General features: G+C 59.1%; 15 protein-coding genes. 13 read left to right on the forward strand and 2 right to left on the reverse strand.

The window, feature by feature from the left end:
- The first annotated feature begins 18 nt into the window (after nt 1–18).
- The 5 genes from EAV92_RS01065 to EAV92_RS01085 all read left to right on the forward strand — a co-directional run bounded on the left by EAV92_RS01065 (nt 19) and on the right by EAV92_RS01085 (nt 3738).
- The gene (locus EAV92_RS01065; RefSeq protein ID WP_123039366.1) at nt 19–510 is read left to right on the forward strand and encodes a PspC domain-containing protein; all 492 of its coding nucleotides are present in this window, start codon (nt 19–21) and stop codon (nt 508–510) included.
- Nucleotides 511–513: 3 nt separating this feature from the next.
- Complete coding sequence (locus tag EAV92_RS01070; protein ID WP_123039367.1) at nt 514–1197, forward strand: PspA/IM30 family protein; 684 nt, start codon at nt 514–516, stop codon at nt 1195–1197.
- A gap of 178 nt (nt 1198–1375) precedes the next feature.
- The gene (gene liaF / locus EAV92_RS01075) at nt 1376–2014 is read left to right on the forward strand and encodes a cell wall-active antibiotics response protein LiaF (protein WP_123039368.1); all 639 of its coding nucleotides are present in this window, start codon (nt 1376–1378) and stop codon (nt 2012–2014) included.
- 21 nt (nt 2015–2035) lie between these two features.
- Nucleotides 2036–3079: a sensor histidine kinase gene (locus tag EAV92_RS01080; RefSeq protein WP_123039369.1), complete on the forward strand. Its 1044-nt coding sequence runs from the start codon at nt 2036–2038 to the stop codon at nt 3077–3079.
- A gap of 5 nt (nt 3080–3084) precedes the next feature.
- Entirely contained in the window at nt 3085–3738 is a 654-nt protein-coding gene (locus EAV92_RS01085; protein ID WP_277424213.1) for a response regulator, read from the forward strand.
- A 56-nt stretch (nt 3739–3794) separates the two neighbouring features.
- On the opposite strand, the gene EAV92_RS01090 is transcribed toward EAV92_RS01085, so the two are convergent.
- Entirely contained in the window at nt 3795–4058 is a 264-nt protein-coding gene (locus EAV92_RS01090) for a hypothetical protein (RefSeq protein ID WP_123039371.1), read from the reverse strand.
- 66 nt (nt 4059–4124) lie between these two features.
- A complete protein-coding gene (locus tag EAV92_RS01095) occupies nt 4125–4499 on the reverse strand; it encodes a hypothetical protein (RefSeq protein WP_123039372.1) in 375 nt (124 codons plus the stop codon).
- A gap of 232 nt (nt 4500–4731) precedes the next feature.
- Between EAV92_RS01095 and zwf the strand changes: the two genes are divergently transcribed.
- The 8 genes from zwf to EAV92_RS01135 all read left to right on the forward strand — a co-directional run bounded on the left by zwf (nt 4732) and on the right by EAV92_RS01135 (nt 13964).
- Entirely contained in the window at nt 4732–6285 is a 1554-nt protein-coding gene (gene zwf / locus EAV92_RS01100; protein WP_123039373.1) for a glucose-6-phosphate dehydrogenase, read from the forward strand.
- A gap of 45 nt (nt 6286–6330) precedes the next feature.
- Nucleotides 6331–6954 (forward strand): cyclase family protein, encoded by a 624-nt coding sequence (locus EAV92_RS01105; protein WP_123043495.1) that lies wholly within the window; start codon nt 6331–6333, stop codon nt 6952–6954.
- A gap of 111 nt (nt 6955–7065) precedes the next feature.
- Nucleotides 7066–7689: a YhbD family protein gene (locus tag EAV92_RS01110; protein ID WP_123039374.1), complete on the forward strand. Its 624-nt coding sequence runs from the start codon at nt 7066–7068 to the stop codon at nt 7687–7689.
- 14 nt (nt 7690–7703) lie between these two features.
- Nucleotides 7704–8390 carry a polymer-forming cytoskeletal protein gene (locus EAV92_RS01115; RefSeq protein ID WP_164472588.1) on the forward strand — a complete coding sequence of 229 codons (687 nt, stop codon included), beginning with the start codon at nt 7704–7706 and terminating at the stop codon, nt 8388–8390.
- The gene (locus tag EAV92_RS01120; RefSeq protein WP_123039376.1) at nt 8383–9048 is read left to right on the forward strand and encodes a hypothetical protein; all 666 of its coding nucleotides are present in this window, start codon (nt 8383–8385) and stop codon (nt 9046–9048) included. The genes EAV92_RS01115 and EAV92_RS01120 overlap by 8 nt, the downstream gene beginning before the upstream one ends.
- Nucleotides 9049–9084: 36 nt before the next feature.
- The gene (locus tag EAV92_RS01125) at nt 9085–10620 is read left to right on the forward strand and encodes an MDR family MFS transporter (protein ID WP_123039377.1); all 1536 of its coding nucleotides are present in this window, start codon (nt 9085–9087) and stop codon (nt 10618–10620) included.
- A 119-nt stretch (nt 10621–10739) separates the two neighbouring features.
- Nucleotides 10740–12248: an MDR family MFS transporter gene (locus tag EAV92_RS01130; protein ID WP_123039378.1), complete on the forward strand. Its 1509-nt coding sequence runs from the start codon at nt 10740–10742 to the stop codon at nt 12246–12248.
- A 129-nt stretch (nt 12249–12377) separates the two neighbouring features.
- Nucleotides 12378–13964 (forward strand): peptide chain release factor 3, encoded by a 1587-nt coding sequence (locus EAV92_RS01135; protein WP_123039379.1) that lies wholly within the window; start codon nt 12378–12380, stop codon nt 13962–13964.
- The last annotated feature ends 11 nt before the right edge of the window (nt 13965–13975 follow it).

The raw sequence follows: 13975 nt of genomic DNA on the forward strand, positions 1-13975 counted from the left end.
GAGGAGGGATAAACGTTCATGCGAAAACTGTATCGTTCGTCGCGAGACAAGAAAATATTCGGCGTCTGCGGCGGGCTGGCGGATTACTTAGGCGTCGACGCCACGCTCCTCAGGATTCTCCTGATCGTGGTGGCGGTGTTCTCGGCGGGCTCGGTCATCCTGGTATACATCATCGCGGGCTTCGTAATTCCGCGGGATTATCCCGGCAGCTTCGGTCCCGGCCCGACGACTTACGGGTGGAATGGGTACGGAGCCGCGGAACCGAACCACCCGCCGCAATACGGCACGCAAGGCTGGCCTCCGGGCAGCAGCTGGACGGGCGCCGGCGCTCCGCCGACCCCGCCGCCGGTTCGTCCGGCGCCGCAGACGGCAGCACCTTCGCCTGCACCCCAGCGAGCGCAGGGATTGGACGCCATGATGGAAGATATCGAGAAAAAAGCGTTAAGGCGCGAAATTGAAGAACTGAAAGCCAAAATCACAAAAATCGAGAAGGATTCGAAAGGAGAATAACCCATGGGTGTATTCCAACGAATGAAAGACATTACGAAAGCTTCGATTCACGATTTGCTGGACAAAATGGAAGATCCGATCGTCATGCTGAACCAGTACTTGCGCGACATGGAAATCGAAATCCGCGAGGCCGAAGTGACCGTCGCCCGCCAAATGGCGGCCGAACGCCGCATGAAGCAGCGCCTGGACGAAGCTTCCCGCCATGGGCTGGAACGCGAGTCGCAAGCCGAGCTTGCCCTGCGCGGCGGCAATGAGCTGCTCGCCCGCAAGCTGCTCGAAGAGAAGCTCCAGTTCGATCAGCAAGTCGCCGAGCTGGCCGGGTTCCATGCCCAGGCCAACGCCCAAGTTGCCGAATTGACCGCCCAACTGCACGAAATGAAAGAGGAGTTCTACAAGCTCCGCAACAAGCGCAACGACCTTGCGGCCCGCGCCCAAATGGCCAAAGCCCGCAAGCAAATGGCGCAAGTCAACACCTTACACGCGATCGAAGCGGGCAATGCCGCCGCCGGCTTCAACCGGATGGAGGAAAAAATCCTGCAGATGGAAGCGGAAGCCGACGTCGCCCGCATCCCGGTTTCCCCGCTCAGCGGCGCGCCGATCCGCCTGGATCCGGAGAAGTCGCTGCAAGTGGAGCATGAGCTCGCTGCGCTGAAGAGCCGCATCGCTCCCGCGGCCGGCGCCGAATAAGATCCCGGATTCTCGGGCCGGGCAAGTTGTGATAAAATGGAATGCGTGTCGAAAAAGGCAAGCTATATCAGCCGATCGACAGCAAACGCAATCGGCGTCGATTTGCCATAACGGAGTTTATCCGTTATGGCTTTCGCCGTAAAAAAGGGTTTACAGCCAGCGGGAGGTGCGGCCGGTCATGAAATTGCCCAATCATGCGTTTCTGTTCATAGCGGCCGGACTCTACCTCGCTTTAGGCGGCATCGCCGGTTACGCGACGGTGAACGCCGCCATTTTGCTCGTCCTCGGCATCTATCGATTCAGGATCGACCGCTGCCGTCCGGCGATGGTCCTGATCGCGATCTGCACGCTGATCCTCATCGTGAATCAGTTCGTCTTATTCGCCGTCATCGTATTGATCTCGCTCGGATTTTATTATTTCCGATCCCGTCCTGCCGCCGCCGGATTGTACCGCAACGCCCACCGGCTCGTGCTGAACATGAGACTGGACGAACAGTCCTGGGTGCTGCAGTCGATGAGCTGCTGGCAAGCGGTCGGCGAAATCCGCATGGACATGTCGCTCGCCATTCCGGAAGAGAAGGAAACGACGATCGTGCTGCAAGGATTGGTCGGCGACGTCGATCTGACGATCCCGGAGGATTACGGGCTGCAAGTGGAAGCGTCGGTGCTCGTCGGCCAGATCGGATATAAGAATACCCGTGACGGCGGCATGCTGCACCGCCTGTCGTGGCGTTCTCCCGACTACGACCGGCGGGAATACCGTCTGAAACTGCAGCTGTTCTATCTCGTAGGAGATATCAAGATACGCACGGTGTAGCGGAAGGGAGGACGACGGCGGATGGAATCGCGCAAGGTCGCCAATATGGTATGGCGTCAAATGGGGGAATCCGTCTTGTACTCCCTCGGCATCGGGGCGTTGGTCATTTATTTGGTCATGAGGTACGGGATCGCGTCCGAAGTTTACAAATGGAGCTCCGTCGTTCCTTTCATCCTGACCACGATCGGGGTTCTGACGATCGGCGGAGCCGCCTTCGGCTTCCTCCGGGGGTATCCGGTCCGGCATCGCCTTCGCTTGCTGAGCGACGTCATGCTGCTGCTGGAGAAAGGGAATCCCAGCCCTCCGCTGCCGCCTCTCGGTAACGACGAGATCGGGAGGCTGGGCGAACAACTGGGCAAGCTAGGCCGCAAATGGGAAGAGCAGGTCACCACTTTGCAAAGGCTGTCGAGCAACAATACGGAGCTGGAGGCCAAAGCGAAAATGAGCGCGGTCGTCGAGGAACGCCAACGACTCGCGCGCGAGCTGCACGACGCCGTCAGCCAGCAGCTGTTCGCGATTTCGATGACGGCCACGGCGGTGAGCCGGACGCTCGAGCAGGATTTCGACAGGGCCAAACGCCAGATCGAGCTGATCGAGGAAATGGCGTCCGTCGCCCAATCGGAGATGCGCGCGCTGCTCTTGCATTTGCGACCCATCCATCTGGAAGGCAAACGGTTGTCGCAGGCCATTCCGGAGCTTGTCCACGAGATGAAGGCGAAAGTGCCGGTCGATATCTCCCTCGATATGGAAGAGGATTTGCCGCTGAACAAAGGGATGGAGAACCACCTGTTCCGCATCGTGCAGGAGGCGCTGTCCAACACGCTTCGGCATGCCCGGGCCACCAAAATGGGGATCGAGCTGCAGAGGCGCGGCGATGCGGTGCGGCTCGGCATTCGGGACAACGGAGTCGGTTTCGACGTGCAAGAACGTAAACAAGCCTCTTACGGGATGATGAACATGGAAGAGCGCGTGAACGAGCTCGGCGGTTCGTTCCACGTGGTGAGCGCCCCGGGCAAAGGGACGAGAATCGAAATTCGCGTGCCGCTGATGGCGGATGGGGGATGAATGGCGTGAAAGAGGATAAACTCGCGCGCGTGCTGTTAGTCGATGATCACGAGATGGTTCGGATCGGCTTGGCCGCGGTATTGGGAACGGAAGAAGGCATCGAGGTCGTCGGGGAAGCCGGCAACGGAATGGACGGCTTGCGGCTGGCCCGGGAATACAAGCCGGACGTCGTGCTGATGGACCTGGTCATGGAAGGCATGGACGGCATCGAAACGACGCGCCGGATCATGGAGGAAATGCCGGATTGCCGCGTGATCGTGCTCACCAGCTTCCTCGACGACGAGAAGATGTATCCGGTCATCGAAGCGGGGGCGTTCAGCTATTTGCTGAAAACGTCCCGGGCTAACGAAATCGCCGACGCCATCCGCGCCGCCGCCCGGGGACAGTCCGTGCTGGAGTCGCAGGTCGCTTCCAAAATGATGAACCGGTTCCGCCGGCCCGCCCAATCGGAAGCTCTGCCCCACGAGGAACTGACGGAGCGGGAAATGGAAGTGCTTCAGCTCATCGCCCAAGGGAAATCCAACCAAGAGGTCGCCGACGAGCTGTTCATCGGAATCAAAACCGTGAAATACCATTTGACGAACCTGTTCGGCAAGCTGGGCGTCGAGGACCGTACACAGGCGGCCATCTATGCGCATCGTCACGGCTTGGCGAAATGACGGCGGCTTCGGCCGCCAAAGAAAAAAAACCGTCCGCGGACGGTTTTTTTCTTTGGTTACGTGTGAACGTCCATTCGGACGCCGACCTCCAACGCGTTCATATGCCGAATTTTCCCGGCTTCGTCATAGAGCGGGGCGGAAGCGTCGCCGAACCATTCGGCGGAGGCATAGGTCTTCGGTTTCCGTTCAGGGCGGGGAGCGTCGTCCATGAGCATCCGTACCCACTCACGTTCGGCGGGATCTTCCCGCCGAAAAGCTTCGACCCGCCGTACCGGAGAGATCGGCCCCCAGCGATCGGAATAACGCACGTACCGGACCATGTACTTCCTCCTCCCACCCAGCGGTTCTCAGACCTATTACCTCCGAATGTATGCTTCCAATCTCCTTTAAAGCACCAAGACCGATTCCACCGATTTCAGCGGAACGCTTTCCCGCGCCACGGGGGAGAACATCGGATCCAGGCCGAACGGTTCGGCCGGCAATTCACCCCAGAGCGACGCTTCTTCCGTCCCCGGACGGAATGCCTCCTGAGCGTCCTCCGACTTGCGGGCGCGCCTGCGCCCTGTACGGCGGGTTCCCGTTTTGCGGGAGACGGTCGCGTCGCCGGAATCCCCGTCGTCCCCGTTCAAAATGATCCGGCCGGATTTACAAGCGGTCAACTGGCCGATTTTTCGGCTGCCGTCTTTCATGATCAAGCAGACCGGCAGCCCGATAAACGGCGAAAGCTGTTTGGCGTCGGGATCGAGCATTTGCCCAAACATCGTCCCACCCTCCTTTCCTTGTGTCCTCGCCCCATTTTATTCAGCATCGGGCGAATGCGTATGGGCCCGTATCCGGGTGCGCCCCGCTTTTTGCGGAATTGGAAAAACCCGTTAAGAACATGGCATTGGTCCTATGATTGTGCTAAACTACAATACATGAATGAACCCCCGCAGGCCGCGGAAAGCCTATAAGCGCACCGCTATAACCATGCCTGGAAGAAAGATGAGGATCATGACGGACAACAAAACGGAATCGATATCCGCGAACGATGCGGTCTACTTCATTTTCGGCGCGACGGGCGACCTGGCCCGCCGCAAGCTGTTTCCGGCGCTGTACAGCCTGTACCGCGAGGGCAAGCTCGGCAGGAAATTCGCCGTCGTCGGCCTGGCCCGGCGCCCGCGCACGGATCTGCAGTTTCGCGACGACGTGCATGAGTCCATCCGGGAGTTTTGCCGGTACAAGCCCGGCGAAGCGGAGGACTGGAACGCGTTCGCCGACCATTTCAGCTACCAATCGCTCGATATCGGCAACGTCGACGGTTTTCGCCAGCTGAAGGCCCATACGGAAGAACTGGAGGCCAAATTCGGCATCCCGGGCAATCGCCTGTTCTATTTGGCGCTGGCTCCGGAGCTGTTCGGCACCGTCTCCCACAGCCTTCGGGACGGAGGGATGCTCGAGAGCTCGGGCTGGCACCGCCTCGTGATCGAGAAGCCTTTCGGCTACGATTATCCGTCAGCGAAGAGCCTGAACGAAGAGATCAGCCGCGTGTTCAAGGAAGAGGAAGTGTTCCGGATCGACCATTACCTGGGCAAGGAAATGGTGCAGAACATCGAAATGATCCGTTTCGCGAACGCGTTTTTCGAGCCGCTCTGGAACAACCAGCACATCGCCAACGTCCAGATCACGCTGGCGGAGACGGTCGGCGTGGAAGAGCGCGGCGCATACTATAACAAATCCGGCGCCCTGCGCGATATGGTGCAGAACCATATGCTGCAGATGCTGACGATGATCGCGATGGAAGCGCCGAGCCGCCTGGATGCCGAAGACATCCGCGACGAGAAGGTCAAGGTGATTCGTTCCATCCGTCCGTTCTCGTCGGCCGACGACGTCCGGACGCGGATCGTCCGCGGGCAGTATTCGAACGGTTCCTTGAAAGGCAAAGAATTGAAAGGGTATCGGCAGGAGGACTCCGTCGATCCGGCCTCCGTGACCGAGACATTCTTCGCGGCGCGCGTATTCGTGGACAATTTCCGCTGGGCCGGCGTGCCGTTCTACGTGCGGACGGGCAAACGCCTGCCGGTCAAATCGACCGAGATCGTCGTGGAATTCAAAAACGTGCCGAACAACGTGCTGTTCGCCCGCAAGCAAGATCTGGCGCCGAACCTGCTCGTCATTCGGGTGAACCCGATGGAAGGCATCTACATCAGAATCAACGCCAAAAAGCCGGGCAACGACATGACGATCCAGCCGGTGGCCATGGAATTCTGCCAAAGCTGCCAGATCGGCATCAATACGCCGGAAGCTTACGAGCGGCTGATCTTTGACGCGGCCCGCGGGGATTCCACGTATTTCACCCGCTGGGACGAGCTTGCCGCCGCGTGGCAGCTCATCGATCCGATCGCAGCGACTTGGAAGGAGCACGCGATCGAGCCGTCTTTCTACCCGGCGGGATCGTGGGGGCCGGCACAGGCCGACAAGCTGCTGCAAGACGACGGGTATCACTGGTGGCCGGTCAACGGCCAGGACGAAGACAACGTCATCTGGGTCACGAACTCGGAAAAATAAGAGCAAACACGTTTACGGGGAAGAGCGGAGGGAACGGATATGGGATTGGGCCGCATTATCGATATCAGCATGACGATCGAGGAAGGCATGCAAGTATGGAAAAACTACGCGCATAAGAAGCCTTCCATCACGAACGTGCAGAACCACGACGAAGGCAAGCCGCATGAAAGCCTGCTCAGCCTGAACGTCCACACCGGAACGCACGTCGACGCTCCGTTGCATATGATTGCGGGCGGCGATACGATCGAGACGGTGACGCTCGAGCAGCTGAACGGCGCGGCGCGCGTCCTGGATCTTACGCATCTGAAGGACCACATCTCCAAAGAGGACCTGGTGCCTTTCGCGATTCAGCGGGGAGAGCGGATCCTGTTCAAAACGTCGAGCTCGCTGACCGAGGAATTCGACCTGGAATTCCCGTACCTGAGAGCGGACGGAGCAGAGTATTTGGCCGATATCGGCGTGTCGATCGTCGGCACGGACGCGCTCGGCATCGAGCGTGCGCAGCCGGAATATCCGACTCACCGGACGCTGATGCGCAACGGCATCGTCATCGTCGAGGGCTTGCGGCTGAAGCACGTGGAAGCGGGCAATTACACGCTGATCCTCGCGCCGCTCAAGCTGACCGGAATCGATGCCGCCCCGGCTCGTGCATTCCTGATCGGGGACTAATAACGCATTGAAGACCGCCCCTTTTGCCATAATTTCGGCAAAAGGGGTTTGTTTTGTGTTTACAACGTAACAGTGTTATGTTACACTTCATTTCAAGGAGGGATGATGAATATGGAACGAGAGCTCATATCCAAGAAAGAACTGCTGGACTCGATGGGCATCTCCTACGGGCAGCTCTATCGGTGGAAACGCAAGCAGCTCATCCCCGAAGAGTGGTTTATACGCAAATCCACGTTTACCGGGCAGGAGACGTTTTTTCCGAAGGACTTGATCCTGACTCGCATCGATAAAATCCTGAACATGAAAGACGATCTGTCTTTGGATCAGGTGGCCGGCAGGCTTTCCCCTTCGTTGCCGGACTATGACGCCAGGAAAAGCGATTTAATGAAACGAAACATTGTTACAAGCGTGACGATGCAGCGATTCGCCGGCGAAGACCCGGATCAGACGGTGTATCCGTTCGAGAAGATCTTGTTCTTCTACGTGGTCGACAAGCTGCTTCAGGCCGGCGACATGAGCATGGAGGAAGGCGACCGGCTGATGGAGACGATGAGGGATCATTTTCCGAAATTCGAAGGCAAGCCTTGCGAGCTCATCTTCATCCGCAAGATGGGAGTTTCTTCCTTCGCGCTCGTCTCCGTACCGTCCGAATGGCATTTCGACGGCGGCGTCCGAATCGTGGCGCGATTGTCCATGACGGAGTGCATCGAGCAATTGAAAGGAATTTTGGGATAAGGGAGGAATCGGTCATGACGGAGATTCGGCCGGATATGCATATCAATGGGGTGAGCAGCACCCCCGGCGGCCATTACCGTTCGGCTTCGATCGACGGCGTCATTAAAGTGGAAGGCGCGCTTCAGGTCGACGGCCTGGCCCGCATGAACGGCGTGGTCACGGTGAAAGGAGATCTCAAGGCGCACGAGCTGGAAGGTGACGGGAAATTTAAAGTTCAAGGACGCCTTTCGGCGGGGACGGCAAGGATCAACGGATTGGCCGACGTCGCGGGTTCCGTTGACGGAGAGCACATGATTTTGAAAGGGATGCTGAGCGTTAAAGGCGACTGCGCAGTGGAGCGCTTCGAAGCGGAAGGCGGCTTCGAGGTCGGAGGCTTGCTGAACGCGGGCACCGTCGACATCCGGCTGTACGGAAGAGGCAAGGCCCGGGAAATCGGGGGGGAATCGATCCGCGTGCGCAAGATGGCCAGAAGCGCGTGGAAGAAAATTTGGGAGTGGATGTTCCCGAAATGGAATCCCGAGATGGAGGTCGACGTCATCGAAGGCGACGACGTGGATTTGGAGAACACGATCGCCCGAGTCGTCCGAGGGAACCGAGTCGTTCTCGGGCCGGGCTGCCGGATCGGGCGCGTCGAATACGGCTCGGAGCTGGTGCGCCATCCGGGAGCCAAAGCGAATGAGGAGGTGAAGACCGGTGCGTGAAGCGAATCTGCCGAATTTGAAGCTGGTCGGTACGACGTCGGCATCCGGGGGCCGGTTCGGCAACGTGAAGATTACCGGGGAAGCGTCGCTGACCGGCGACGTCGAGTGCCGAAGCCTGTCTTGCACGGGAACGGCCGATCTGAAGGGAAGCCTGACGGCCGACACGTTCAAGCTGACCGGCGAATGCAAGGTTGGAGGCGACATGCGGAGCGGACGGATCAGCGCGGTCGGCGATATCGAAATCGCCGGCGAATTGCATGGAGACCGGGTGAAGCTGACCGGCGACGTCCGCGTGCGTGGCAACGGCGAGGCCGAATCCCTTCAAGTGAGAGGCGGCCTGACCGTCGAAGGGCTGTTGAACGCGGAAACGATCGAACTGCGGATGCTCGGACCTTGCCGCGCAAAGGAGATCGGCGGGGGAGCCGTTTCGGTGAAAAGAAGCCGCACTTCCGTTTTCAAGATGTTCACCCGCGGGAACGTGGGGCTGCAGGCCGACCTGATCGAAGGGGATATCCTTGAATTGGAGCATACCCGCGCGGCTGTGGTGAGAGGCAACCGCGTGACGCTCGGCCCCGGCTGCGAAATCGGACGCGTGGAGTACCGTGGAGAACTGTCCGTCCACGGTCGGGCTTCGGTTCAGGAACGCGTGAAACTTTAAAAAGAGATATTGAGAGAACACAGAGGAGTGGAAGAAATGACGGTTGGGCGTCAAAGCAACCTGGGCATCGTGGTCGCGGGTTTGCTGCTCGGCATTTTGATGGCTTCGATGGACAACACGATCGTGGCCACGGCGATGGGCAACATCGTCGGCGAGCTTGGCGGATTGGATAAGTTCGTATGGGTCACGTCGGCCTATATGGTGGCGGAGATGGCGGGCATGCCGATTTTCGGCAAGCTCTCCGACATGTACGGGCGCAAAAAGTTTTTCGTTTTCGGACTGCTGATGTTCATGCTGGGTTCCGTGCTGTGCGGAACCGCGCACTCGATCACGGAGCTGGCCATCTACCGGGCGGTCCAGGGAATCGGCGGCGGCGCCTTGGTGCCGATCGCGTTCACGATCATGTTCGACGCGGTGCCGGTCGAAATGCGCGGCAAGCTCGGCGGGTTGTTCGGCGCCGTATTCGGGATGTCCAGTATTTTCGGGCCGTTGCTGGGCGCTTACCTCACGGACCATGTCCGCTGGGAATGGATTTTCTATATCAACCTGCCGCTGGGCGTGTTGGCCTTCATCATGGTGGCTTTCTTCTATAAAGAATCGCATGAGCATTCCAAGCATCCGATCGACTGGTGGGGCGCTTTGTCCCTGATCGGGGCGGTGCTGTGCCTGATGTTCGCTCTGGAGCTGGGCGGCAAGCAGTACCCTTGGGATTCGGCGGAGATCCTGGGCCTGTTCGGCGGATTCGCGGTGCTGGCGATCGTGTTCCTGGTCGCCGAGACGAAGGTGAAAGAACCGATCATTTCCTATTCATTGTTCCGAAAACGGCTGTACACCACGAGCATCCTGAGCGCCTTGTTCAGCGGGGCGGCCTTCATCGTCGCTTCCGTCTATATTCCGATCTTCATTCAGGGCGTGCTCGGCGGTACCGCTACGAACTCCGGTCTCGTGCTGCTGCCGATGATGCTGGGTTCCGTCGTGACGGCCACCGCAGGCGGTTTTCTCATGAATAAACTGCCGTACCGCAACATCCTCGTACCGACGTTCATCATTTTGGTCGCGGGTGCGATTTTGCTGACGACGCTGACAACCGGTTCCACGAGATTCCTCGTGACCGTCTATATGGTGCTGCTGGGATTAGGGATCGGCGCTTCTTTCTCGGTGCTCGGAAACGCGGCCATCCATGGGCTGCCGGCGAACCAGAGAGGTACCGCCAGCTCGACGCTGAACTTCATCCGTTCGCTGGGCATGACGATCGGGATCACGACGTTCGGCATCATTCAAAGCCACGTGTTCACGGGCAAGCTGACGGACTTGTTCGCGGCCGGGGGCGGCGCAGCACAAATGCCCGAAGGGCTCGACCTGAAGGATCCGCATTCGCTGCTGTCTCCCGAGACGAGGTCGCATATCCCGGCCGGCGTCCTGGATAAAATCACCGATTCGCTGTCCTCCTCCATCGTCTACACGTTCGCTTGGGCGATCATTCCCGCCGTGCTGGCTCTGCTGGTCGCCTTGTTCATGGGCCGCAGCCGGCTCGATCCGAACGAAATGCAAGGGCAGATGGGCGGGCATTGAAGTCGGCGAACTTCCCATGGATTTCCGTTCATATGCAGTTCATATCGGCTTCGTAAGCTAACTCCAGAAATCGGATTCGGAAGCGTAAGAGAACATTCCGAATCATAAGGAGTGGAAGTATGGCTTTAGCCAAAGAAAACAACAAAAAACTGGTGTTGACCGGCCTGCTGATCGGACTGATTTTCGCGGAGCTCGACGAAACGGTCGTCTCGACGGCCATGCCGACGATCATCCGCGAGCTGCACGGCTTGCCGCTGTACGGCTGGGTGGCCGGCGTCTATATGCTGGCCGTCACGGTATTCATGCCGATCCTCGGCAAGCTGGCGGATTTGTTCGGCCGCAAACGCGTCTACTTGAGCTGTATCTCCCTGTTCATGCTGGGCTCCATTGTCTGCGGGATCGCCCCGTCGATGGCGGTGCTGCTCATCGGCCGCGGTATCCAGGGCATCGGGGCCGGCGGATTGATGCCGCTCGCCTTGGTCATCATCGGGGAAACTTATCCCCTGGAGCAACGGGCGAAAATCCAAAGCCTGTTCGGGCCGCTGATGATTTTGCCCCAATTGCTCGGTCCTACGGTCGGCGGATACATCGTCGGCAATGTCAATTGGCACTGGGTATTCCTGATCAACATTCCCGTCGGCATCGTTGCGGCGCTCGTGCTTTCCAAAGGCATGCGAGAATCGAGAGGGGAAGGCAAGCGATCGATCGACTGGGCGGGAGCGGCAACGCTGGTGCTCGCTCTGCTGGCTCTGTTGCTGGCCCCCGTGCTCATCAGCAATAAAGGATATACGTGGTCTTCGCCTTTGATTATCGGCCTGCTCGTGTTGTCCGCGCTGCTGGTCGGCGTCCTGATCCGGATCGAATCCAGGGCCGAGGAACCGATCATCCCGCTGCACCTGTTCCGGAACCGGAACGTCGTCGTCCTGTCGACGCTCGTCTTCATTCTGATGCTCGGCATCATGGGCGGCATCGCTTCCTTCCCGTTCTTCGCGCAGAACGTCATGGGACTGACTCCTTCTGAGGCGGGGTATCTAATGCTTGCCTTCATGGCGGGAGCGATTCCTTCCAGCATCCTGAACGGTTTCCTGATCACCCGCATCGCTTACCGTAATCTGTTCATCGTCTCTTTCCTGCTCCCGATCGTCGGCTTCCTGCTGCTGTCGCGGATCGGGATCGACACGACGGTCCTGTATATCATCGTATCCTTCTTCATCCTCGGCATCGGCATGGGGGCGCTGTTCGGGGGAGACAACTTGATCGTGCAGGAGTCGGTCGACAAGGAGCACAGCGGGATCGCATTGTCGACCGTCCAGCTGTTCCAGGCGCTCGGCGCCACGATAGGGCTCAGCATCTTCGGCAGCTTGCTGGCGAATCAGATTCGTTCGGGCGTCGCGGGGCTGGCGGGCCAACTGCCGCCCGGCACGGCGAACAACATCGAGACGGGCGGGATCCCGCCGGGGCTCGCGCCCGATCTGCTGACGCAGGTTCAAACCGCTTTCGCGGACGCGTTCCAGAACATTTTCACCATTTCCGTCGGGTTCGTCATCGCCGCGTTCTTCATCTGCTGGTTTTTGAAGAAAGAAGTGCTGAAGAAGCGGGAGCCGGAAGCCGAATCCGCCGCCGCTTAAAAGAAGGCGCGTTCGCCCTCATCCCTGGATGGGGGCTTTCGCGTTGTTGCACCATAGTTCCCGAACAAGGGGCTGGAAATATGATATAATGAATCCGTCATTTTCACAGGAGAAGGGAAATTACGACCCATGAGCCAAACGACCCGCGACGAATTGCGGCAGGAAGTCGAGAAACGCCGCACGTTCGCGATTATATCCCACCCCGATGCGGGGAAAACGACGCTGACCGAGAAACTGCTGCTGTACGGCGGCGCGATCCATATCGCCGGTTCCGTCAAAGCGCGCAAAGCCGCGCGCCATGCCACGAGCGACTGGATGGAAATCGAGAAGCAGCGCGGGATTTCCGTCACCTCGTCCGTCATGCAGTTCCAATATGCCGGCCGCCAAGTCAACATCTTGGACACGCCGGGCCACCAAGACTTCAGTGAAGACACGTACCGCACGCTGACCGCGGCGGACAGCGCCGTCATGCTGATCGACGTCGCCAAAGGCGTCGAGGCGCAGACGATCAAGCTGTTCCAGGTATGCAGCAAGCGCGAAATCCCGATTTTCACCTTCATCAACAAGCTGGACCGCGAAGGCCAAAATCCGTTCGAGCTGCTTGAAGAGATCGAGCGCGTGCTCGGCATCCGTTCGGTTCCGATGAACTGGCCGATCGGCATGGGCCGCGAGCTGTGCGGCGTGTACGACCGGATGAAAAACCAGGTCGAGCTGTTCCAGGGCAACGACCATTCCACCATCGAGGTGCGGAAAGTCACGGACTACCGCGACCCGGTCATCCGCGAGATGGCGGGGGATTACCTGGCCGATAAGCTGATCGAGGAGCTTGAGCTGCTCGACGTGGCCGGCGATCCGTTCGATTACGAGAAGGTCAAAGCCGGGGAGCTGACGCCGGTCTTCTTCGGCAGCGCGGTCAACAACTTCGGCGTGCAGACGTTCCTCGAGAACTTTCTGCAACTCGCGCCCGCGCCGACGCCGCGTAAAAGCACGGACGGGGCGATCGATCCGGAGAACGAGAAGTTTTCCGGCTACATTTTCAAAATCCAGGCCAACATGAACCCGGCGCACCGCGACCGTCTGGCGTTCCTGCGGATTTGCTCCGGCAAGTTCCAGCGGGGCATGTCCGTCAAGCACGTGCGCGCCGGCAAGGACATCAAGCTGTCGCAGCCGCAGCAGTTCCTGGCACAGGACCGCGATATCGTCGACGTCGCCTATCCGGGCGACATCATTGGTCTTTTCGACCCGGGCATTTTCCGGATCGGGGACTCGCTGAGCGAAGGAAGCAGCATCGTGTTCGACGAGCTGCCGACGTTCTCGCCGGAAATTTTCGCCAAGGTGTCGATCAAGAACGCCCTCAAGCAGAAGCAGTACCTCAAAGGCCTGGACCAGCTGACCGAAGAAGGCATGGTGCAGGTGTTCCGGTCCGTCGGCCCGTTCGAGGACACGTACCTCGGCGTCGTCGGCCAACTGCAGTTCGAGGTGTTCGAATACCGGATGAAAAACGAATACGGCGTGGATATCTTGCTGAACCGCACGCCTTTCCAGTTCGCGCGATGGCTCGTGGCGGATAAGGTCGATGCCTCCAAGTTCCGCATCAACTCCACGCTGGTGAAGGATAAGAACGATAATGACGTGGCGCTGTTCGAGAACGAGTACGCGATGCGGACCGCCATGGAACGGATGCCGGACGTGAAGTTCCTGGAGACGGCTCCGTAAGGTAAGGTCGG

It is taken from the genome of Cohnella candidum, from assembly GCF_003713065.1.
Taxonomy (GTDB): Bacteria; Bacillota; Bacilli; order Paenibacillales; family Paenibacillaceae; genus Cohnella; species Cohnella candidum.

Excerpts from the sequence above, each read along its gene's own strand:
- EAV92_RS01065 (WP_123039366.1), top strand. The coding sequence starts at position 19 with ATGCGAAAACTGTATCGTTCGTCGCGAGACAAGAAAATATTCGGCGTC.
- EAV92_RS01070 (WP_123039367.1), top strand. The coding sequence starts at position 514 with ATGGGTGTATTCCAACGAATGAAAGACATTACGAAAGCTTCGATTCAC.
- liaF (WP_123039368.1), top strand. The coding sequence starts at position 1,376 with ATGAAATTGCCCAATCATGCGTTTCTGTTCATAGCGGCCGGACTCTAC.
- EAV92_RS01080 (WP_123039369.1), top strand. The coding sequence starts at position 2,036 with ATGGAATCGCGCAAGGTCGCCAATATGGTATGGCGTCAAATGGGGGAA.
- EAV92_RS01090 (WP_123039371.1), bottom strand. The coding sequence starts at position 4,058 with ATGGTCCGGTACGTGCGTTATTCCGATCGCTGGGGGCCGATCTCTCCG.
- EAV92_RS01095 (WP_123039372.1), bottom strand. The coding sequence starts at position 4,499 with ATGTTTGGGCAAATGCTCGATCCCGACGCCAAACAGCTTTCGCCGTTT.
- zwf (WP_123039373.1), top strand. The coding sequence starts at position 4,732 with ATGACGGACAACAAAACGGAATCGATATCCGCGAACGATGCGGTCTAC.
- EAV92_RS01110 (WP_123039374.1), top strand. The coding sequence starts at position 7,066 with ATGGAACGAGAGCTCATATCCAAGAAAGAACTGCTGGACTCGATGGGC.
- EAV92_RS01115 (WP_164472588.1), top strand. The coding sequence starts at position 7,704 with ATGACGGAGATTCGGCCGGATATGCATATCAATGGGGTGAGCAGCACC.
- EAV92_RS01125 (WP_123039377.1), top strand. The coding sequence starts at position 9,085 with ATGACGGTTGGGCGTCAAAGCAACCTGGGCATCGTGGTCGCGGGTTTG.
- EAV92_RS01130 (WP_123039378.1), top strand. The coding sequence starts at position 10,740 with ATGGCTTTAGCCAAAGAAAACAACAAAAAACTGGTGTTGACCGGCCTG.
- EAV92_RS01135 (WP_123039379.1), top strand. The coding sequence starts at position 12,378 with ATGAGCCAAACGACCCGCGACGAATTGCGGCAGGAAGTCGAGAAACGC.